The organism is Bacillus sp. mrc49, from assembly GCF_002803435.1.
This window is the reverse complement of sequence record NZ_PHNG01000004.1, coordinates 1-1163: the sequence shown is the minus strand read 5'-3', so window position 1 is coordinate 1163 and position 1163 is coordinate 1. Positions and strand designations below refer to the sequence as shown.

The following is a 1163-nucleotide window of genomic DNA, read 5'->3' as shown; positions in this document are numbered from 1 at the left end:
GCCATTACCTCACCAACTAGCTAATGCGCCGCGGGCCCATCTATAAGTGACAGCGTAAACCGTCTTTCCATCTTCCCTCATGCGAGAAAAGAACGTATCCGGTATTAGCTCCGGTTTCCCGAAGTTATCCCAGTCTTATAGGCAGGTTGCCCACGTGTTACTCACCCGTCCGCCGCTAATCTCAGGGAGCAAGCTCCCTTCGATTCGCTCGACTTGCATGTATTAGGCACGCCGCCAGCGTTCGTCCTGAGCCAGGATCAAACTCTCCGAAGAAATGTTTGACTTGCTCATTTGCTTTTTTGATAGTGTGTGCTCACTTAAAATTTAACGTTGGCGCTTTGTTTTGTTCAGTTTTCAAAGAGCAATAATGGAGCGGGTGAAGAGAATCGAACTCTCATCATCAGCTTGGAAGGCTGAGGTTTTACCACTAAACTACACCCGCATTTAATTTTTCTTGTAATGTTACGAGAAAGGATGGTCGGGAAGACAGGATTCGAACCTGCGACCCCTTGGTCCCAAACCAAGTGCTCTACCAAGCTGAGCTACTTCCCGTAAAAAAATGGTGCGCCCGGCGGGAGTCGAACCTACAACCTTCTGATTCGTAGTCAGATGCTCTATCCAATTGAGCTACGGGCGCTAATTTCTATGATGTTATTGGTGCGGCCGAGAGGAGTCGAACCTCCACGGGGTTTCCCCCACTAGGCCCTCAACCTAGCGCGTCTGCCATTCCGCCACGACCGCGAAAGCGACTTCGTAAGTATAACACCCTTTTCGTCTTGATGTCAAGAAGAAAATTATCAGTGCGGGTGAAGGGACTTGAACCCCCACGCCTTGCGGCGCCAGATCCTAAGTCTGGTGCGTCTGCCAATTCCGCCACACCCGCATACAAAATGGTGAGCCATGAAGGATTCGAACCTTCGACCCTCTGATTAAAAGTCAGATGCTCTACCAACTGAGCTAATGGCTCTAAAATAAAAATGGCTGGGCTAGAAGGGATCGAACCTTCGCATGACGGAATCAAAATCCGTTGCCTTACCGCTTGGCTATAGCCCAATGACTTGTGATAATTAACAGTCAGGTTAATATTATATCACAATAACTTTATTTTAGCAAGTATTTTTTAAAGTGTTTTTTTAAAATGGCGGTCCCGACGGGAATCGAAC

Annotated in this window: 7 tRNA genes and 1 rRNA gene; all 8 read right to left on the bottom strand. The window is 47.9% G+C overall.

Annotation, left to right across the window (positions count from 1 at the left end):
- Positions 1–273 (bottom strand): 16S ribosomal RNA (locus CVN76_RS00120); the annotation flags it as partial.
- Between the two features lie 95 nt (positions 274–368).
- A tRNA-Gly gene (locus CVN76_RS00115) sits at positions 369–442 on the bottom strand.
- Positions 443–475: 33 nt separating this feature from the next.
- Positions 476–552: transfer RNA gene (locus CVN76_RS00110), tRNA-Pro, on the bottom strand.
- Positions 553–560: 8 nt separating this feature from the next.
- A tRNA-Arg gene (locus CVN76_RS00105) sits at positions 561–637 on the bottom strand.
- Between the two features lie 18 nt (positions 638–655).
- Positions 656–741 (bottom strand) — tRNA-Leu (locus tag CVN76_RS00100).
- A 60-nt stretch (positions 742–801) separates the two neighbouring features.
- Positions 802–883: transfer RNA gene (locus CVN76_RS00095), tRNA-Leu, on the bottom strand.
- Between the two features lie 8 nt (positions 884–891).
- Positions 892–967, bottom strand: a tRNA-Lys gene (locus tag CVN76_RS00090).
- 11 nt (positions 968–978) lie between these two features.
- Positions 979–1053, bottom strand: a tRNA-Gln gene (locus CVN76_RS00085).
- Between the last annotated feature and the right edge of the window lie 110 nt (positions 1054–1163).